Source organism: Parvibaculum sp., assembly GCF_002684405.1.
GTDB lineage: Bacteria > Pseudomonadota > Alphaproteobacteria > Parvibaculales > Parvibaculaceae > Parvibaculum.
On the sequence record NZ_NYVD01000134.1, the window covers coordinates 1 to 19,304 of the forward strand.

At 62.7% G+C, this 19,304-nt stretch carries 20 protein-coding genes; 12 read left to right on the forward strand and 8 right to left on the reverse strand.

Annotated features, from left to right (window positions below):
* From infB to CMI59_RS12380, 6 genes are all read left to right on the forward strand, one after another.
* Positions 1–2,431 (forward strand): translation initiation factor IF-2 (gene infB / locus CMI59_RS12355; protein WP_293328559.1); only part of this gene is annotated, 2,431 nt, incomplete at its 5' end.
* 107 nt (positions 2,432–2,538) lie between these two features.
* The gene (rbfA, locus tag CMI59_RS12360; protein WP_293328560.1) at positions 2,539–2,967 is read left to right on the forward strand and encodes a 30S ribosome-binding factor RbfA; all 429 of its coding nucleotides are present in this window, start codon (positions 2,539–2,541) and stop codon (positions 2,965–2,967) included.
* 6 nt (positions 2,968–2,973) lie between these two features.
* On the forward strand, positions 2,974–3,897 hold the full coding sequence (gene truB, locus CMI59_RS12365) for a tRNA pseudouridine(55) synthase TruB (protein ID WP_293328561.1): 924 nt from the start codon (positions 2,974–2,976) through the stop codon (positions 3,895–3,897).
* Between the two features lie 9 nt (positions 3,898–3,906).
* Positions 3,907–4,176, forward strand: coding sequence for a 30S ribosomal protein S15 (gene rpsO, locus CMI59_RS12370; RefSeq protein WP_167094658.1), 270 nt, complete (start codon positions 3,907–3,909; stop codon positions 4,174–4,176).
* Between the two features lie 328 nt (positions 4,177–4,504).
* Entirely contained in the window at positions 4,505–6,673 is a 2,169-nt protein-coding gene (gene pnp, locus CMI59_RS12375; RefSeq protein WP_293328562.1) for a polyribonucleotide nucleotidyltransferase, read from the forward strand.
* A 96-nt stretch (positions 6,674–6,769) separates the two neighbouring features.
* On the forward strand, positions 6,770–7,483 hold the full coding sequence (locus CMI59_RS12380; RefSeq protein WP_293328563.1) for a DUF4893 domain-containing protein: 714 nt from the start codon (positions 6,770–6,772) through the stop codon (positions 7,481–7,483).
* 16 nt (positions 7,484–7,499) lie between these two features.
* On the opposite strand, the gene fabI is transcribed toward CMI59_RS12380, so the two are convergent.
* The 3 genes from fabI to fabA form a co-directional block, all read right to left on the reverse strand.
* Complete coding sequence (gene fabI, locus CMI59_RS12385; protein ID WP_293328564.1) at positions 7,500–8,405, reverse strand: enoyl-ACP reductase FabI; 906 nt, start codon at positions 8,403–8,405, stop codon at positions 7,500–7,502.
* Positions 8,406–8,483: 78 nt separating this feature from the next.
* Positions 8,484–9,707: a beta-ketoacyl-ACP synthase I gene (gene fabB / locus CMI59_RS12390; protein WP_293328565.1), complete on the reverse strand. Its 1,224-nt coding sequence runs from the start codon at positions 9,705–9,707 to the stop codon at positions 8,484–8,486.
* A gap of 50 nt (positions 9,708–9,757) precedes the next feature.
* Positions 9,758–10,279: a 3-hydroxyacyl-[acyl-carrier-protein] dehydratase FabA gene (gene fabA / locus CMI59_RS12395; RefSeq protein ID WP_293328566.1), complete on the reverse strand. Its 522-nt coding sequence runs from the start codon at positions 10,277–10,279 to the stop codon at positions 9,758–9,760.
* 271 nt (positions 10,280–10,550) lie between these two features.
* Between fabA and irrA the strand changes: the two genes are divergently transcribed.
* From irrA to CMI59_RS12415, 4 genes are all read left to right on the forward strand, one after another.
* A complete protein-coding gene (gene irrA / locus CMI59_RS12400) occupies positions 10,551–11,009 on the forward strand; it encodes an iron response transcriptional regulator IrrA (RefSeq protein ID WP_293328567.1) in 459 nt (152 codons plus the stop codon).
* Between the two features lie 259 nt (positions 11,010–11,268).
* On the forward strand, positions 11,269–11,691 hold the full coding sequence (locus CMI59_RS12405; RefSeq protein WP_293328568.1) for a rubrerythrin family protein: 423 nt from the start codon (positions 11,269–11,271) through the stop codon (positions 11,689–11,691).
* 112 nt (positions 11,692–11,803) lie between these two features.
* On the forward strand, positions 11,804–13,147 hold the full coding sequence (locus CMI59_RS12410) for a heterodisulfide reductase-related iron-sulfur binding cluster (protein WP_293328569.1): 1,344 nt from the start codon (positions 11,804–11,806) through the stop codon (positions 13,145–13,147).
* Positions 13,148–13,190: 43 nt separating this feature from the next.
* Positions 13,191–13,784 (forward strand): DUF3501 family protein, encoded by a 594-nt coding sequence (locus CMI59_RS12415; protein WP_293328570.1) that lies wholly within the window; start codon positions 13,191–13,193, stop codon positions 13,782–13,784.
* A 21-nt stretch (positions 13,785–13,805) separates the two neighbouring features.
* Here CMI59_RS12415 and CMI59_RS12420 read toward each other — a convergent pair whose 3' ends face one another.
* Positions 13,806–14,420, reverse strand: coding sequence for an SH3 domain-containing protein (locus CMI59_RS12420; protein ID WP_293328571.1), 615 nt, complete (start codon positions 14,418–14,420; stop codon positions 13,806–13,808).
* 193 nt (positions 14,421–14,613) lie between these two features.
* Here CMI59_RS12420 and CMI59_RS12425 point away from each other — a divergent pair, with 193 nt between their 5' ends.
* Entirely contained in the window at positions 14,614–15,606 is a 993-nt protein-coding gene (locus CMI59_RS12425; protein ID WP_293328572.1) for a D-glycerate dehydrogenase, read from the forward strand.
* A 54-nt stretch (positions 15,607–15,660) separates the two neighbouring features.
* Here CMI59_RS12425 and moeB read toward each other — a convergent pair whose 3' ends face one another.
* From moeB to CMI59_RS12445, 4 genes are all read right to left on the reverse strand, one after another.
* Positions 15,661–16,446, reverse strand: a complete 786-nt coding sequence (moeB, locus tag CMI59_RS12430) for a molybdopterin-synthase adenylyltransferase MoeB (RefSeq protein WP_293328573.1) — start codon at positions 16,444–16,446, stop codon at positions 15,661–15,663.
* A gap of 61 nt (positions 16,447–16,507) precedes the next feature.
* The gene (locus CMI59_RS12435) at positions 16,508–17,308 is read right to left on the reverse strand and encodes a thioesterase family protein (protein WP_293328574.1); all 801 of its coding nucleotides are present in this window, start codon (positions 17,306–17,308) and stop codon (positions 16,508–16,510) included.
* Positions 17,309–17,323: 15 nt separating this feature from the next.
* The gene (locus tag CMI59_RS12440; protein WP_293328575.1) at positions 17,324–17,929 is read right to left on the reverse strand and encodes a 2-hydroxychromene-2-carboxylate isomerase; all 606 of its coding nucleotides are present in this window, start codon (positions 17,927–17,929) and stop codon (positions 17,324–17,326) included.
* Positions 17,930–17,946: 17 nt separating this feature from the next.
* Complete coding sequence (locus CMI59_RS12445; protein ID WP_293328576.1) at positions 17,947–18,675, reverse strand: SDR family oxidoreductase; 729 nt, start codon at positions 18,673–18,675, stop codon at positions 17,947–17,949.
* A gap of 86 nt (positions 18,676–18,761) precedes the next feature.
* Between CMI59_RS12445 and CMI59_RS12450 the strand changes: the two genes are divergently transcribed.
* Positions 18,762–19,253: a helix-turn-helix domain-containing protein gene (locus CMI59_RS12450; protein ID WP_293328577.1), complete on the forward strand. Its 492-nt coding sequence runs from the start codon at positions 18,762–18,764 to the stop codon at positions 19,251–19,253.
* Positions 19,254–19,304: the final 51 nt, after the last annotated feature.

Here is a 19,304-nt window from a genome sequence, read left to right on the forward strand (position 1 = left end):
CGAGAAACCGGCAGCCGAGAGCGCGCCCGCGCCCGCCGCTGAAAAGCCGGCGGCGCCCGCCAAGAAGGAAGCGCCCCGGGAAGCCCGTGAACCGCGCGATACGCAGAAGGGCGGCGGCAAGTCGCGCTCAGGCGTCGTCCTGCGCACGCTCACCGCCGAAGAACAGCAGGCCCGCGAACGTGCGCTGGGCCAGGCGCGCATCCGCGAAGTCGAAGAGCGCAAGCAGGCCGAGATCGACGCCAAACGGCGTGCCGAGGAAGAAGCCGCGCGCGAAGTCGAGCGCAAGGAAGCCGAGGCCCGCGCGGCGGAAGAAGCCCTGCGCGCTGAAAAGGACCAGACGACGCGCAACAAGCGCGCCGCCGAAGAGGCAGCGCCCGCCGAGCCCGACGTGGCCAAGGCCGAAGCCGAAGCGGCCCGGCCTGCGACCAAAGTCAAGGCGAAGGAAAAGCCCGAGCAGGACGAGGAGACCGTCTCCAAGCGTCCCGGTGCGCCCGCGCCGACCAAGCGGCCGGCCGCGACGCGCACCGAGCCGCGCCGGCGTACCGGCAAGCTCTCCATCAACAAGGCGCTCAACGACGACGGCGAGCGGCAGAGGTCGATGGCCTCCATGCGCCGCCGCGCCGAGCGCGAGCGCAAGAAGGCCCAGGGCGGACCGCGCGAGGCACCGCAGAAGGTTCTCCGCGAAGTCACCGTGCCTGAAACCATCACCATTCAGGAACTGGCGAACCGCATGGCCGAACGGGCCGTGGACGTCATCAAGATCCTGATGAAGCAGGGCATGATGGTGAAGATCAACGATGTGGTGGACGCCGATACCGCCCAGCTCATCGTGGAAGAAATGGGGCATACCGTTCGCCGCGTGGCCGAATCCGACGTCGAGGAAGGTCTTGTCACCGACGACGATCCCGAAGAGATGAAGAGGCCGCGTGCGCCGGTCGTGACCGTCATGGGTCACGTCGACCACGGCAAAACCTCGCTTCTGGATGCGCTGCGCAAGGAAGCTGTGGCGGCCGGCGAGGCCGGCGGCATCACGCAGCATATCGGCGCCTATCAGGTCGAGATGGAATCGGGCAAGAAGATCACCTTCCTCGATACGCCCGGCCATGCCGCCTTTACCTCCATGCGCGCCCGTGGCGCCAAGGCGACGGATATCGTCGTGCTGGTGGTGGCGGCCGATGACGGTGTCATGCCGCAGACCATCGAAGCGATCGACCATGCCAAGGCGGCCAACGTGCCGATGATCGTCGCCATCAACAAGATGGACAAGCCGGAAGCCGATCCGAGCCGCGTGAAGAACGAGCTGCTGCAGCATGAAGTCATCACCGAGGATTTTGGCGGTGATGTGCTGGCGGTCGAAATTTCCGCAAAGAGCGGCCTCGGCCTCGACACGCTGGAAGAGACGATCCTTCTTCAGGCTGAACTGCTCGACCTCAAGGCCAATCCCGACCGCGTCGCGGAAGGCGTGATCGTGGAAGCCAAGCTCGACAAGGGCCGCGGCCCCGTGGGCACCGTGCTCATCCAGCGCGGTACGCTGCGTGTCGGCGATGTGATCGTGGCGGGCCGTGAATGGGGCCGCGTCCGCGCCCTCATCAACGACCGTGGCGAGAATGTCGATGAAGCCGGTCCCTCAGAGCCCGTCGAGGTGCTGGGGCTTGGCGGCGCGCCGGAAGCGGGCGACGTGCTTTCCGTCGTCGAAAACGAAGGCCGCGCACGCGAGATCACCGATTACCGCCAGCGCGTCGAGAAGGACAAGCGGGTCGCCGGTGCGCGCACCTCGCTCGACCAGATGCTTTCCCAGCTCAAGGAGCAGGATCTCAAGGAGGTTCCGATCCTTGTGAAGGCCGACGTGCAGGGCTCTGCCGAAGCCATCGTTCAGGCGGTGGAGAAGCTCGGCAATGACGAAGTGCGTTGCCGCGTGATCCATGTGGGCGTCGGCGGCGTGACTGAATCCGACGTGACGCTGGCGACCGCCTCGCGTGCGCCGATCATCGGCTTCAATGTCCGCGCCAATGCGCAGGCCCGCGAAGCCGCCCGTCAGGCAGACGTGGAAATCCGCTACTACTCGGTGATCTACGACCTGGTGGACGACATCAAGGCCGCCATGACCGGCATGCTGACGCCGGAACTGCGCGAAACCTTCCTCGGCAATGCCGAGATCCTGGAAGTGTTCCACATCTCCAAGGTTGGCAAGGTCGCCGGTTGCCGTGTCACGGAAGGCGTGGTGCGCCGCGGCTCCCATGTCCGCCTCATCCGCGACGATGTGGTGGTTCACGAAGGCAAGCTGTCCACCCTCAAGCGCTTCAAGGACGAAGTGAAGGAAGTGCAGAGCGGTCAGGAATGCGGCATGGCCTTCGAGAACTATCAGGACATGCGCTCCGGCGATGTCATCGAGTGCTTCGATGTCGAGGAGATCAAGCGCACGCTTGATTGAGCTCGAACAGCGGGGGTCGTCCTCCGCATTTTTCCAGAACATCCTGGCCCTCGCCGCGTGAAGCGGCGGGGGCTCAGCTTTACGCTCCCGGCAGGCTTCGAAAAGCGATGCGCAGACACCAAACCAACAAAGGCGGGGCGAAAGGCCCCAGCCAGCGCCAGTTGAGAGCGGGCGAACTCGTGCGCCGCGCGCTGGCCGATATTGTCTTGCGCGGCAATATCCAGGATCCGGACCTTGCCGGCGTTAGCTTCACCATCACCGAGGTGCGCGTGAGCCCCGACCTGCGTCAGGCTACCTGCTATGTGGCGCCGTTGGGCGCGCAGGATCCGGCACCGCTGGTAAAGGCGCTGACCCGTGTGCGGGGTTATCTGCGCGGCCAGCTTTCGAAGGAAGTCACCTTCAAGTTCACGCCCGATCTGACCTTTCAGCCCGATACCTCTTTCGATCAGGCCGACGCCGTCGACAAGCTGCTTCATTCGCCGGAAGTCGCGCGCGACCTGTCGCATGACGATGAAGCGCAGGGCGGCGGGGAGTAGAACCCGATGGGCAGGCGCAAGAAGGGCGATCCCGTCACCGGCTGGGTCATCGTGGACAAGCCGTCAGGCCCCACATCGACCGATGTGGTGAACCGGGTCCGCCGTCATTTCAATGCGCGCAAGGCAGGCCATGCCGGCACGCTCGACCCCTTGGCAACCGGGTTGCTGCCTGTCGCGATGGGCGAGGCGACCAAAACCATCCCCTTCATCATGGATGCCGACAAGGGCTACCTCATCACTATCCGTTTCGGTATCGAAACGAACAGCGCCGATGCGGAAGGCGATGTGGTGGCGCAAAGCGATGAGCGGCCCTCCGACGAGGAAATTCGCGACGCGCTCGAGGCCTTCCGGGGCGAAATCGAGCAGGTGCCGCCGATTTTTTCGGCCATCAAGGTGAACGGCGAGCGCGCCTATGACCTGGCCCGCGCGGGCGAGGAGGTCGAGCTTAAATCGCGCCGGGTGACGATCCATGAAATCCGCCTTGTCTCGCGCCCCGATCCCGACCATGCGGTGGTCGAAATCCTTTGCAGCAAGGGCACTTATGCCCGATCGCTGGCCCGCGACCTGGCCCGTCATCTGGGCACGGTGGGGCATGTGGCGGCGCTCCGGCGGACCCGTCACGGGCCCTTTTCGGAGGAAGACGGAATTCCTCTGGATAAATTGCTGGCTTTGAGCCATTATCCCGCCGCTTCCGAAGCCTTGCGGACGCATCTGCTCCCGCTTGAGACCGCGCTGGACGACATCCCGGCGGTGGCCCTGAGCGACGACGATGCAAGCCGCCTGAGACACGGGCAGGAAGTTTTGTTGCGCGGACGCGACGCACCCATCCTATCGGGTTCGGTTCTGGCAACCCATCGGGGCAACCCGGTGGCGCTGACCGAATTTGACAGGGGAAGTCTTCGCCCCGTGCGCGTTTTCAATTTTGAATGAGGTACCCCGATGTCGATTACGCAAGAGCGCAAGGCTCAGCTGATCAAGGAATTTGGCTCCAAGGACGGCGACACCGGTTCGCCCGAAGTCCAGGTGGCCATTCTCACCGAACGGATCGTCAATCTCACCGACCACTTCAAGACCCATGCGAAGGACAACCATTCGCGCCGCGGTCTTCTGAAGATGGTGAGCCAGCGCCGCTCGCTTCTCGACTACGTCAAGAAGCACGACCAGAAGCGCTATGAAGATCTGATCGCCCGTTTGGGTATCCGCCGTTAAGGCGGTCCCGCAAGGTCCGCGAAGATGCATTGCCGCCCGCCGCTTCCTCGCGAAGCGCCGGGCGGTGGCGTGTCGGCAAGGCCATTGACAGAAGAGACATTCGTCCGATTACGGATGGTATGTTTGCGGAAGGACCTCATTCACCCCCGTCTCTGGGTCTGAGGTTCCTCGAAAAGTGAAGGCGCGGAAAAGGCCGCGCGTTCCGCAGATGGACCCATCCAATTTTGTCCGGCCGCCTGAGAGCGGCAAATATGCGTTCGCCCGGTCATTGGGATGTCTGGTGGTAGGTACGAAAGACGGGACCGGCGACGCGGAACAGGAAACCGAAATGTTTAATATTACCCGCGAAGAAATCGAATGGGGCGGGCGTACGCTCACCCTGGAAACCGGCAAGATTGCCCGTCAGGCCGACGGCGCCGTGCTTGCGACTTACGGCGAGACCTCGGTGCTGGCCACCGTTGTCGGCGAACGCTCTCCGAAGCCGGGACTGGATTTCTTCCCGCTGACCGTGAACTACCAGGAAAAGACCTACGCCGCCGGCAAGATCCCCGGTGGCTTCTTCAAGCGCGAAGGCCGCCCTTCCGAAAAGGAAACGCTGGTTTGCCGCCTGATCGACCGTCCGATCCGTCCGCTCTTCGCCCCCGGCTTCAAGAACGAGACGCAGGTTATCGCGACCGTTCTTTCCCATGACATGGAAAACGATCCCGATATCGTGGCCATGATCGCCGTCTCCGCGGCGCTGACCATTTCCGGTCTGCCCTTCCTCGGCCCGATCGGTGGCGCGCGCGTCGGTTACATCGACGGCGAATACAAGCTGAACCCGCTGATCGACGAAATGCCGGAAAGCCAGCTTGATCTCGTCGTGGCCGGCACGGGCGATGCCGTGCTGATGGTGGAATCGGAAGCCAAGGAACTTTCCGAAGACGTCATGCTCGGCGCCGTCATGTTCGGCCATCGTGAGTTCCAGCCGGTGATCGATGGGATCATCCGCATGGCCGAGAAATGCGCGAAAGAGCCGCGCCCGGTCGAGAAGGCCGATACCTCCGACATCGAAGCGAAGGTTCGCGCCCTGGTCGAAGCCGATCTGCGCGCCGCCTATCAGATCAAGGAAAAGGCCGCCCGTCAGGAAGCCGTCGCCCAGGCCAAGGACAAGGCCAAGGCCGAGTTCTGCAATCCTGAAAAAGAAGACGCCATTGCGGACACTGTGCTGAGCGGCGTCTTCAAGACCATCGAGAAGGACATCGTCCGCAACTCGATCCTCGACACCAAGAACCGCATCGACGGCCGCGACCTTGAAACGGTCCGTCCCATCGTGTCGGAAGCGGGCATCCTGCCGCGCACCCATGGCTCGGCGCTCTTCACCCGTGGTGAGACGCAGGCTCTTGTGGTGGCCACGCTGGGTACCGGCGAAGACGAGCAGTTCGTCGATGCGCTGGAAGGGACCTACAAGGAAAACTTCCTGCTTCATTACAACTTCCCGCCCTTCTCCGTGGGCGAGACCGGCCGCGTCGGTTTCACCGGCCGTCGTGAAGTTGGTCACGGCAAGCTTGCCTGGCGTGCGCTGCGCGCCGTGCTGCCGCCCAAGGATCAGTTCCCCTACACGCTGCGCCTTGTCTCGGAAATCACCGAGTCGAACGGCTCGTCCTCCATGGCGACCGTTTGCGGGTCCTCGCTGGCCATGATGGATGCGGGCGTGCCGCTGACGCGCGCCGTTGCGGGTATCGCCATGGGCCTCATCAAGGAAGGCGACCGCTTCGCGGTGCTCTCCGACATTCTCGGCGATGAGGATCACCTCGGCGATATGGACTTCAAGGTGGCCGGCACGGAGCAGGGTGTGACCTCGCTCCAGATGGACATCAAGATCACCGGCATCACCGAGGAAATCATGCAGATCGCGCTTGGCCAGGCCAAGGGCGGGCGTCTGCACATCCTCGATGAAATGGGCAAGGCTCTCGACACGGCGCGCCCCGAAATGGGCGAATATGCGCCGCGCATCGAGATGATCACGGTGCCGACCGACAAGATCCGCGACGTGATCGGCACGGGCGGCAAGGTCGTCCGCGAGATCGTGGAAAAGACCGGCGCCAAGGTCGACATCTCCGACGACGGCACCATCAAGGTCGCGTCCTCCGACGCCGCCTCGATCAAGGCCGCGCTGGACTGGATCAAGGGCATTGTGGCCGAACCGGAAGTCGGCGAGATCTATGAGGGTACGGTTGTGAAGGTCGTCGATTTCGGCGCCTTCGTGAACTTCTTCGGCCCCCGCGACGGTCTCGTGCACATTTCGCAGCTCGCGCCGAACCGCGTCGAATCCGTTGCCGACATCGTCAAGGAAGGCGACAAGGTGAAGGTGAAGCTTCTGGGTTTCGACGATCGCGGCAAGGTCCGTCTTTCCATGAAGGCGGTGGACCAGGAGACCGGCGAGCCGGTCGAAGGCTTCGAGGACGAGCAGCCCCGCGACAAGGGCCCGCGCAAGCGCCGCAACCGGGACGACTAAGTCTCGTTTCGCTGGTTCACGCCAGCGTCACCTTGCAGCATGATAAGGGGCTCCGCGCCGACCGCGCGGGGCCCCTTTTCCTGTCCGGAGCTTCCCATGCTGCGCATCCTCGGTCTTGGTATCCTGTTTCTGGCCGTCGCCTTTCCGGCCGCTGCCGAAAAACTCGCAAAAACCAAGGACGGTCCGCCACCGCCCTTCGCGGTGGAGGAGCTGCAGGCCCGCGAGGCGCAGCGCCAACCGGCGGATTTCGACCTCTGGAAGAAACATGTCACCGCCTTCGACAAGGACCGGCTGTCGCGTATGGCCGAAGCCATCGGCCAGGGGCTCGACGAGGCGAAGGCCAATGCCGATCCGAAGGACCTCGCTCATGTGAAGGCGATCCTCGGCGCGGACACGCTGACCCTGACGCCCGATACGCTGGTCAAGGCATATCGCTGCCGCACCATCAAGGTCGGCGGTCCCATCGGCTCGGCGATTATCTATGGCTGGTTCAAATGCAACATCGCGAAGATGCCCGATGGGCGGCTCTTCTTCGAAAAGACCACCGGGTCGCAGCGCATGACCGGCTATCTCTATCCGATGAGCGATACGAAATGGGTGCTGCTCGCCGCCCCGAACAAGGATCATTCGGGCCCTGCCCGGGATTATTCCGGTCCCAAGGGCGGCATTACCGATCCGCAGATGCAGGACCGGGTCGGCGTGGTGGAATGGCTGCAGAACGGGCGCTACCGGATTGTCTTTCCTTACCCGGTTCTGGAATCCACCTTCGACATCGTCGAGATGGAATGCGCCTGTTCGATGGGCGAGTAGGGCGCGCGGCCGGGGCTCACTTGCTGGTGAGCTTGGCCGCGTCCTTTTCACCCTTGGTCGGCGCGCCGCCGTTTTCCTGCTCGGCGGCCTCGCGCAGATCGTCGGTGCGCGGCATGCCGATCACATTGTAGCCGGCATCCACATAGTGGATTTCGCCCGTAACGCGGGCGGCAAGGTCGCTCAGCAGGTAAAGACCGGCGCCGCCCACATGATCGAGCTCGATGGACTCCTTGAGCGCAGCATGCTGCTTGTTCCACTTGAACACGAAGCGCGCATCGCCGACCGCGGAGCCAGCCAGCGTGCGCATGGGGCCTGCGGAAATCGCATTGATGCGGATGCCGTCGCGGCCGAGATCGGCGGCGAGATAGCGCACGCTCGCTTCAAGCGCGGCCTTGGCGACGCCCATGACGTTGTAATTGGGCATGACACGCTGTGCGCCGTCATAGGTGAGCGTGACCATCGCACCGCCATCCGTCATCAGCTCGCTTGCGCGATGTGCGACGGCGGTGAAGGAGTAGCAGGAAATGTCCATCGTCCGCAGGAAGTTCTCCCGCGTCGTGTTCACGTAACGGCCCTTGAGTTCGTTCTTGTCGGAATGGGCGACGGCATGGACGACGAAGTCGAGCGAGCCCCATTCCTTCTTCAGCGTGGCGAATACCTCGTCCATCGACGCATCGTCCGTCACGTCGCAGGACAGCACGATATTGGAGCCCACGGACTCCGCCAGCGGCTTCACACGCCGGCCGAAACTGTCGCCCTGATAGGTGAAGGCCAGTTCCGCCCCATGCATGGCAAGCGTGCGGGCTATGCCCCAGGCGATCGAATGATCGTTTGCGACGCCCATGATGAGGCCGCGACGGCCCTTCATGAGTTCGCCGGAGAGCTGCAACGTCTCGTCCGTCTTGTGTCCCTTGTTTGGCATGGTTCCCCGACCCGATGATTACTGGCCCGACCGAAAGGCGCGGTCCATCCCCCTACTCAAACTTTCTACTGCCGCGTCTCAAGTGTCATAGCGCTGGAAGACGAGCACGGCATTGGTGCCGCCGAAGCCGAAGCTGTTCGACATGGCGACATTGATGTCTGCGTTGTCGATCCGGGAGCGGACGATGTTCGCATCCGCCAGCTCGGGATCGATTTCCTCGATATTCGCGCTCTCCGCGATGAAACCGTTCTTCATCATGAGCAGCGTGTAGATCGCCTCATGCACACCCGCCGCACCCTGTGCGTGACCGGTTAGAGACTTGGTGGCACTGATGGGCGGCATGTCATTGCCGAAGACTTCCTGGATCGCTTTCACTTCCGGAATATCGCCCACCGGCGTCGAGGTCGCGTGCGGATTGATGTAGTCGACCTTCTCGTTGACGTTCTGGAGCGCGAGATTCATGCAGCGCACGGCTCCTTCGCCCGAGGGTGCCACCATGTCGGCGCCATCGGCTGTTGCGCCATAGCCGACGATTTCGGCGTAAATCTTGGCGCCGCGCGCCTTGGCATGTTCCAGCTCTTCCAGAACCAGAATGCCGCCGCCGCCGGTAATGACGAAACCGTCCCGGTTCTTGTCATAGGCGCGGCTCGCCTTTTCCGGTGTCGCATTATATTTCGACGACATGGCGCCCATCGCGTCGAACAGCACCGACAGCGTCCAGTCGAGTTCTTCGCCGCCGCCGGCGAACATCACGTCCTGCTTGCCCCACTGGATCATTTCCGCCGCATTGCCGATGCAATTGGCGCTGGTGGAGCAGGCGGAGCTGATCGAATAGTTCACGCCCTTGGTCTTGTACCAGGTGGAAAGATTGGCCGAGCAGGTGGAGGACATCGCCTTGGGAACGGCAAACGGGCCGACGCGCTTGGGCCCCTTGCCTTCCGCGCGGGTCGTATCGGCGGCCTGCACGATGGCCCTGGTCGATGGGCCGCCCGACCCGACGATGAGGCCGGTGCGGGGATTGCTGACATCGCTCTCTTCGAGGCCGGCATCCTGGATCGCCTGCTCCATGGCCGCGCAGGCATAGGCCGCGCCGTCGCCCATGAAGCGGCGCGCGCGCCGGTCCACGATCTCGTCGGGGTTCACCTTCAGGCTGCCATGCACCTGGCTTTTGAAGCCGAGGCGCTCATAGTCCTCCGCTTTCACGATGCCGGAGCGCGCATCCCTGAGGCTCGACAGGACTTCCTGCGAGTTGTTCCCGATACTGCTGATGATACCCATGCCCGTGACGACGACCCGTCTCATGGCAGCCTCTCTTTCTTGAGGATCACATTCTGTTCAGCAATCGCCGCCCGTCAGGCAGGCTGCTCGTCCGCGCCGAACAATCCCACTTTCATGTCGCTGATCGTGAAGGCGACCTCGCCATCGGCCTTGATGATGCCGTCGGCCACGCCAAGCACCAGCTTGCGGTTGATGACGCGCTTCAGGTTGATCGTGTATTCGATCTTTTTGATGGCAGGCGTCACCATGGCGGAGAACTTCACCTCGCCCACGCCCAGCGCACGGCCCTTGCCCTTGCCGCCGACCCAGCCGAGAAAGAAGCCGAGGAGCTGCCACATGCCGTCGAGTCCGAGGCAGCCCGGCATCACCGGGTCGCCTTCGAAATGGCAATCGAAGAACCAGAGATCCGGCTTGATGTCGAACTCGGCAACGATCTGCCCTTTGCCGTGTTCACCGCCTTCATCGCTGATGTGAGAGATGCGGTCGACCATCAGCATGGGCGGCAGCGGCAATTGCGGATTGCCCGGGCCGAACATGCGGCCGTGACTGCATTCCAGGAGGTCTTCGTAACTGTAAGCCGACTTCTGCTCCGCCATTCCCATCTGCTCGAAACTGGCCGCTTGCCTGATCGTGACGTGCCTGCCGCATGGGCTGGAGTACCGTCAGGCCGGACCGGATTGCTGACTGGGCACCGCTTGCTAAACGGCCCCGCTCCCTGTCTTTTTTGCTTCGTAACATACCCCGCCACCAGCGCAAAGACATGCTTGCACCGGGGGCGCCGCGATTCGGCGCCGCACTTGACAAAAGCATGACGCGACCACATTTTCTTGTAACGATTACAAACTGCATGTGAGTGCGAGAGAGAATATGGCGCATTTGACCCCTGACACCCAGGAGAGGCCCTACGCGCAGACCCTGTCGAGGCTGCGGGCGTCCGGATTGCGCCCCACGCGCCAGCGGCTCGCTCTCGGCCGCCTGCTCTTCGATGGCGGCGATCGTCACGTCACGGCCGAAGCACTCCATGAGGAGTCCCAGAAAGCCGGTGTGAGCGTCTCCCTGGCCACGGTCTACAACACATTGCACCAGTTCACCGAAGCCGGCCTGCTGCGAGAGGTTGTGGTCGACTCCTCGCGTACCTATTTCGATACCAATGTCGACGACCATCATCACTTCTTCTTCGAGGATGATGGTCGCCTGATGGACATCTCCGGCGAGGAGATCGGGATCGAGCGCCTGCCGTCCGCGCCGGAAGGCACCGATATCTCCCGGGTCGATGTGATCGTGCGCCTTCAGGGCTCTTCGCAAGGCTCATCCGGCGATCGCTAAGCGATCTTGTCAATTAAGAACTAATCGCAAAAACAGCCGCTTATAACGCTCTTTAGATACTGTCTAAATTATTGACGGGGTCTCGGGAGCGTTCTAGATTCGCCTGCGCATCCCCCCGAACGCCGCAAGCCTGGCCCGCCGCCGGGCCGCGAGACAATCGGCAACCGAAGGGGATGGGGCCGTTATTCGGCACAACTGGTTCAGGGCGCCGGAGCCTGCTTCTTTGCCCCTCCGGCCGTCAAACAGGTGAGGAAAGACCATGGCATCGCTTGCTGGTTCCAAGACAATGGACAATCTGAAAGAGGCTTTCTCGGGTGAAAGCCAGGCCAACCGCCGCTATCTCTATTTCGCCCAGAAGGCCGACGTCGAAGGTTACAACGATGTGGCCGCTGTGTTCCGCTCCACGGCGGAAGGCGAGACGGGCCACGCGCATGGCCATCTCGAATTCCTCGAGGAAGTCGGCGACCCGGCCACGGGCGAGCCGATCGGCAACACCGACGCTAACCTCAAGGCCGCCATCGCCGGCGAAACCCACGAATACACCGACATGTATCCGGGTATGGCCCGCACGGCCCGCGACGAGGGCTTCGACGAGATCGCCGACTGGTTCGAAACGTTGGCCAAGGCCGAAAAGAGCCATGCCGGCCGTTTCCAGAAGGCGCTTGACGGTCTGGACGACTGACAGGATGCAGGGGGTGAGGCGGCGGCAATGCCGCCTCCCCTCTTTTTGTCTGTCCGCCGCACAGGAGACGAGTAGCGGCGGCGATCGCATGTCGCAAAAATAGGGGCAGGACATGACCGAAGGCAGCACCGCCGCGCCGACCCGCCATCCGCTGGATTGGCACAATCCCGATTTCTACGATCTCGACAAACTTGACGAAGAGCTGCGCCGGGTTTTCGACATCTGTCACGGCTGCCGGCGCTGCTTCAATCTCTGCGACAGTTTCCCCCGTCTTTTCGACCTGATCGATGAATCGCCCACCGGCGAACTCGACGAGGTGAAGTCGGAGGATTTCGGTCCCGTGGTCGAAGCCTGCACGCTTTGCGACATGTGTTTCATGACGAAGTGCCCTTATGTGCCTCCGCATGAATTCAATCTCGATTTCCCCCATCTGATGCTGCGGTACCGCGCGGCGGAGGCGAAGCGCGAAGGCTTTCCCTTCACGCAGAAACAGCTCGCCCAGACCGACCGCAACGGCAAGCTGGCCGCGCCCGTATCCGGGCTCGCCAATTGGGGCTCCTCGACATCGAACAAGCTGACGCGCCCGGCGCTTGAAGCGGTCGCCGGTATCGACCGCCGCGCCGAGCTGCCGAAATTCTACGGCAAGACCTTCACGATGCGCGCGAAGGCGCAGGACGCATCGGGCGAGGCCATGCCGAAGGATGCGCCCGCCAAGGGCCGTAAGGCCGCGATCTTCGCGACCTGTTTCGTGAACTACAACAACCCGCAAGTCGGCGAGGCCGCCCGCAAGGTGCTCGCGCATAACGGCGTGGAAACCGAAGTGGCCTACCCCGGCTGCTGCGGCATGCCCTTCCTTGAGCAGGGCGATATCGCCAAGGTCGCCGAGCAGGCCCGCAAGGTCGCAAAGGACATGGGCGAGTGGATCGACAAGGGCTATGACATCATCACGCTGACCGCCTCATGCGGCCTGATGTTCAAGCTGGAATGGCCGCTTATCCTGCCCGACGACCCGGATGTGAAGAGGCTCGCCGCCGCCACCCGCGACATCGACGAATATGTTGTCGACATCGCGAAAAACGAAGGGCTCGCATCGGGGCTCAACCCTGTCGATGGCGGTGTCAGCGCGCATCTTGCCTGTCATGCGCGCGCCCAGAACATGGGCGCGAAATCGGTTGAAATGCTGAAGCTCATTCCTGACATCAAGGTGGATGTGGTGGAGCGTTGCTCCGGCCACGGAGGGACCTTCGGCGTCATGAAGGAAACCTTCGAAACCGCGATGAAGGTCGGCAAGACGGCGGCGCGCAACGTCAACAAGACCGGCAACAAATATGTGACCTCGGACTGCCCGCTGGCGGGCAAGCATCTCGTTCAGGAAATCGGCGAGATGGACGATGCGACGCCGCCCTCCGCGCAGCATCCGATCGAGATCATGGCGCGGGCCTGGGGACTTCTCTGAAGTCCGGGTGGCCGCGCGCAAGGCAAAAGAGCAGGACAGGAAAATGACCGCACAGAAACGGGAAATCACGCGCGACGATATTCTGCCGCTGGAGACATATGCCGCCCAGCGCAAGGAGCGCCGCGCCAAAAGTGCCGAGATGAAGCGGACGCGTCGTCTGGGTGTCGGCCCCTTCTGCACTTTCTATTTCGAAAATTACGACACGATGTTTCAGCAGATCCACGAGATGCTTTACATCGAAAAGGGCGGCGAGGAGCAGATCGCCGACGAGCTGGCGGCCTATAATCCGCTGATCCCCAATGGCCGCGAATTCGTCGCGACGATCATGTTCGAGATCAACGATGCCGTGCAGCGCGACAAGGAATTGCGGCGTCTGGCCCATGTCGAGGATTTCATTTTCATCGATATTGGCGGCGAGCGCGCCAAGGCCGTACCGGAGCAGGATGTCGAACGCACAACGGCGGACGGCAAGACCTCCTCGGTGCATTTCGTGCACTTCCCGCTTACCGACGAGCAGGCCGAAAAATTCAAGGATCCGTCCGTGGACGTCTCGCTCGTGATCTCGCACGAGAATTACGGTCACATAGCGATGATGCCGAAGGATGTGCGTGAGGCGCTGGTCGACGATCTCGCCTGACGGGACCTTCCCGAAAGGGCCTCAGTCGAAATCCTCGTCGGGATAGACACCCCACAGGCGTGTCCTCGGCACATAGCCCTCATAGCCCTGGGTCTCGACGCGGCACCATGCGCCGGCGCAGCTTTTGAGGCTCGCCAGCACATCTGTGTCGGCATAGGCCACAATGGCGGCACCCGGGATCGGCTCGTCAAGGATCGGCACCGGCGCGCCGTCCTTTTCTGCGAGGAAAAGCGCGGTTCGCCGCCCGTCCAGCATGGAATGCCAGATCCAGCCGACATCGCCGTCCACATCGCGGACTTTGCGCCAGCGGCTGGTCTCGGCGATGATTTCCAGCGGCATGCGCCGGCGCACGAACACCCAGTCCACCGGATAGTCGGTTCCCGGGCCGCGCCGCAGATTGGCGCGATCCGATTTCAGGCTGACGAAACGCGGCACAGGCAGTCCCGTGGCCGAGCCGGGCTCATGCGTCACCGGCACCGGCTCCTGCGCCGGGATAAACGTCTCCTTTGCGCCGCCCTCATTCGCTGAGGCGGCGGTCATGGCGGCGAAGAGCATCGCAAGGCTGATGGCGCCCGCCGCGGCAAGGCGCGAGGCGGGCAGGCGAGAAAGGGGTCCGGTAATTTTACTGTTCCGCATCTGGTTTCGGAGGCCCGAACCGGTATTTGGCAAGCTGGCCTGCCTCAGGTCAAGCGGCGTCGGCCCGGATGACGTTGAGTTAAGGGGAGAACGCGCTTGGTACGGGACCGGCCCCTCTGGTAAACAGAAATTCCCGCTTCCCTTGTGATCGCAGGCACCGCGTCATGGTGCCTTCCGCCGGAGCACCGCTCGAATGACCGTCAAGAAACCCCTCGTCATCGTTACCCGCAAACTGCCCGACCAGATCGAGCAGCGCATGTCGGAATTGTTCGATGTCAGGTTGAATGAAGACGATCACCCCATGTCCCAGCAGGAACTGGCCGACGCAATCGCCGAAGCGGAGGTTCTGGTGCCCACCGTGACGGACCGGATCGACGGACGCCTGCTCGCGCATGCGGGCGAAAAGCTCCGCCTCATCGCGCAGTTCGGGACAGGCGTCGACAATGTCGATGTGGAAAGCGCCCGCCGTCGCGGGATTACGGTAACGAACACACCCGGCGTATTGACCGACGACACGGCCGACATGGCTATGGCGCTCATTCTCGCCGTGCCGCGCCGCCTGTCGGAGGGCGCGCGCTATCTGAGGGACAATGACGGCAAATGGCCGGGCTGGTCGCCGTCATGGATGCTGGGCCGGCGTATCACCGGCAAGCGGCTGGGTATTATCGGCATGGGCCGGATCGGACAGGCGGTTGCGCAGCGGGCCAAGGCTTTCGGCCTTGAAATCCACTATCACAATCGCAAGCCTGCCAATCAGGTCATCGAGAAGGAACTCGGCGCCACCTATTGGGAAGACCTCGACGCGATGCTCGCCAAGGTCGACATCGTGACGCTGCATTGCCCGCATACGCCGCAGACCTTCCACATGATCGACACGCGCCGCTTCAAACTGATGAAGCCCGAGGCCTATATCGTGAATACGGCGCGCGGCGAGATCATCGACGAAAACGCGCTGGTGCGCGCGCTGGAAGGCGGCGAGATCGCGGGCGCGGGGCTGGATGTCTTCGAACATGAGCCCGCCGTGAACCCGCGCCTTCTCGGCCTCGGCAATGTGGTGCTGCTGCCGCATATGAGTTCGTCCACCATCGAGGGCCGGATGGAGATGGGTGGCAAGGTCATCGTCAACATCAAGACCTTCATGGACGGTCACAGGCCGCCCGACCGGGTCATTCCCGCCATTATGTAGAATGGCGGCGGATGAACCGGTCCAGACGCAAAAGAGATCGCGTGATCCCGGCGATTATGTGATCGTCGGATTCTCGCCCGTCAGCGGGTTTGCCGGGTCCCATTTCAGCTTCACCGTGCGGAAGCGCGTATCCAGCGCATCATAGATGAGCAGCTTGCCGGCAAGGCTTGTCCCCGCGCCCGTAATCTCCTTGATGACTTCAAGCGCCTGGAGCGACCCCATGACGCCGGTGAGCGCGCCCATCACGCCCGCCTCCTCGCAGGTCGGGACCGAGCCGGGCTCGGGCGTCTCGCCGATAAAGTCGCGGTAGTTGGGCATCGGTTTGCCGTCGGCGTCGTTCTCATACGCCTTGAAGGTCGCGATTTGTCCTTCGAACTGGCCGACCGCGGCGGAAACGAGCGGCACCTTCGCGAAGTAGCAGGCATCGTTCACGACGAAGCGCGTTTCGAAATTGTCGCAGCCATCGGCGACGATGTCGTATTGCGAAACGATGTCGCGCGCATTTTCTGCCGTCAGCCGCTCCGTATGCTGATGGACCGTCACATCGGGGTTGAGGCGGGCGATGGCCGCCGCCGCGCTATCGGTTTTGGGACGGTTCACATCTTCCGTGCCATGGATGATCTGGCGCTGGAGGTTGGACAGCGACACCTCGTCATTGTCGATCACGCCCAGCGTGCCGACACCCGCCGCGGCGAGATACATCAGGCAGGGTGAGCCGAGGCCGCCCGCGCCGATCACCAGCACTTTCGCGTTCAGAAGTTTTTGCTGTCCCGGCCCGCCGATTTCCTTCAGCACGATGTGTCGTGCATAGCGGTCCAGTTGTTCGTCCGTCAGTGCCATTCATGCGCCTCCACCCCTTAAGGGCCATGCTCCGGGGTTTCTGTCAAATGGAGGCGGCTGTCTATTCAGGCAAGGGCAACAGCACGGCGCTTTGGCAGGACCGCCCGATCCGCCCATAAACATCGAAGATTTCCGACTCTGTGAAACCGCGCCCGTCGCCCCACCAGTCGCCGCGCTGGGCGACGCCGATCCATTCGCCTTGCGGCGCGCGCGACAGATGGAAGGAGAGGTCGGCATTGGGCCATCCGGCAGCATTGGGCCGCGTGCCGCTATCGGTCACGGTGAAGAGCGTGGAAACATCCGCCACAGCCATGGCGTTGGAAAAGGGCGTGGGCGAGGCATGGAAGGGCCGGTGGAGGCGGAACCACTTCGCCCGCGTCCCGTCTTCATGGCGCGTGTCGCGAATGTCCACCAGGTCGAGGAAACCCTGCTGCGTGTTCTTGGCGAAGAATTCCGGCATTTCCCAGGCGGGATAGCTCTCCGGCTCGAATGCCGTTTTATCGGGCGCGCCGGGCAGGCCGTCGATCTCTACGGGCTGCTGGAAACAGGCGACAGCCTTGGTTTGCAGCTTGCCGTTGGCGTGGAGTTCATTCTCGAAAACGGCAACCCGGCCGCCTTCGCGCACCGGCGTCATGCGGCTTTCGATTTCGGTGAGCGGCAAGGGACGCAGCAGATAGACATGCGCGGAGACGAGCGCACCCAGACCGCGTTCCCCCGCCATGACCTCCATTTCGCCGACGGCAAGGGCGCTTGCCGCGCCGCCATGCATACCGCCGAACGGCCCCTGCGCCTCCTGGCGGGGGTGCCAGTGATTGCCGTCATGGGAAAAGACCGGCGCGAAATCCGTCACGGGAGCATTCATGAAACAGCGTCCTTTTTACTGGCCGGTGATGGCCTCTTCCACGTCGCGAAGCCTGTCCTTGCCGAAATAGATATCGCCATCGACGAAGAAGGTAGGAATACCGAAAGCGCCGCGCGCCACGCTATCCTCCGTATTCGCAACGAGCTTTGCCTTTACCGCCGGGTCCTGAATGCGCTCTAGGATATGTGCGCCGTCGATCCCGGCGTCGTTCAGCACCGCGCAGATGATGTCCGGGTCGTCCATCTTCTTCGATTGCTCCCACATCGCGCTCATCACCGTATCGACATAGCGCGGAAGGTCGCCATCCATCTCCGCGGCAATGGCGCCGCGCATGATCTGCAGCGTGTTGACGGGGAAATGTTCGTTCATGCGGAACCTGTCGATCCCGTGCTTCTCGATGAAGCGGCGCATTTCCAGCGCCTGATACTCGCCTTTGTTCCGGATGCCCTGATTGGCGATCATCGGCGACACATTGTTGGTGGCCTTGAAGATGCCGCCCAGCAGCACCGGTACATAGCTGAATGCGACACCGGTGCGCGCTTCGATTTCCGGCACGATCTTGTGTGCGAGATAGGCGTTCGGGCTGCCGAAGTCGAAATGAAACTCGACATTCTTCGTCATGATGTGTCCTTCGGAGGTCAGAATTTTTCCATCCAGGGCCTGAGATCGAGCTCATGCGTCCAGGCATCGCGCGGCTGGTTGTGGAGATACCAATAGGCCTCGGCGATATGATCGGGGTTGAGGATGCCGTCTTCCTCCTTCAGCGCGTAGCGCGCTGGAAAGTTCTCGGCGATCCATTGCGTGTCGATGGCGCCGTCGATGATCGAATGCGCTACGTGAATGCCTTTCGGTCCCAGTTCGCGCGCCATGCTCTGGGCGAGCGCGCGCAGCGCGAACTTGGCGCCCGAAAAGGCGGAGAAGCCCGCGCCGCCGCGAAGGCTCGCTGTTGCGCCGGTAAAGATGATCGTGCCGTGTCCGTGCGGGATCATTGCCTTTGCCGCCTCGCGGCCTGCGAGGAAGCCGGCGAAACTCGCCATCTCCCATACCTTGCGATAGACCCGCGCCGTCGTTTCGGTGATCGGGAAAAAAACATTGGCGCCGATATTGAAGATCACGACCTCAAGGGGCGCGACCTCGCGCTCGACATGGGCGAAGAGGTCGATTGTTTCTTCCTCCGAACGCGCATCGCAGGCGTAAGGGTGTACCTCGCCGCCCGCCTGTTCGATCTCCTGCACCAGCGGCTGCAGCTTGTCGATGGAGCGGCGCGTGATGCAGGTGGCATAGCCTTCGCGCGCAAACCGTTTGGCAATGGCCCCGCCCGTGTCATCGCCCGCGCCGATGACCAGCGCGGCCTTTCTTTCGCTCATCGCCGTCTCCCTTCCGAGGTATCAGTTCTCTTTTCGAACTAATAGTTAGATTGAGTTCCGAAAAGGAACCTGTCAAGCTGCAATCCATGAGATGGGAAGAACTCGACCGGCAGCCCTGTTCGCTTGCCCGCACCCTGTCGGTGCTGGGCGACCGCTGGACACTGCTCGTGATCCGCGACTGCTTCATGGGCGTGCGCCGCTTCGAACAATTCGAGGCGCGGCTGGGCATTGCGCGCCATGTGTTGGCCGACCGGCTGAAAAAGCTGACGGAAGCAGGCGTGCTCGCAAAGGTGCCTTATCAGGACCGGCCCCGGCGCGAGGAGTACCGCCTGACGGAGAAGGGCCTCGCCCTCCATCCGGCGCTGATCGCGCTTCTGGATTGGGGCGACCGTTACATGGCCGGTCCGGAAGGCCCGCCCGTGCAGCGCCGCCACCGTACATGCGGCCACGTTACCCATGGCGTCTCGGTCTGTTCGGAATGCGGCGAACCGCTCGACCCGCGCGAGATGAGCGTCGAGCCCGGCCCCGGCGCGCCGGACGACCTGCCCCTGCCGGAACGGTCGGGGAAAACCCGCTGATACGAACCCGCTGACACGAAAAAGCCCCCGGCGAGTGCCGGGGGCTTTCGA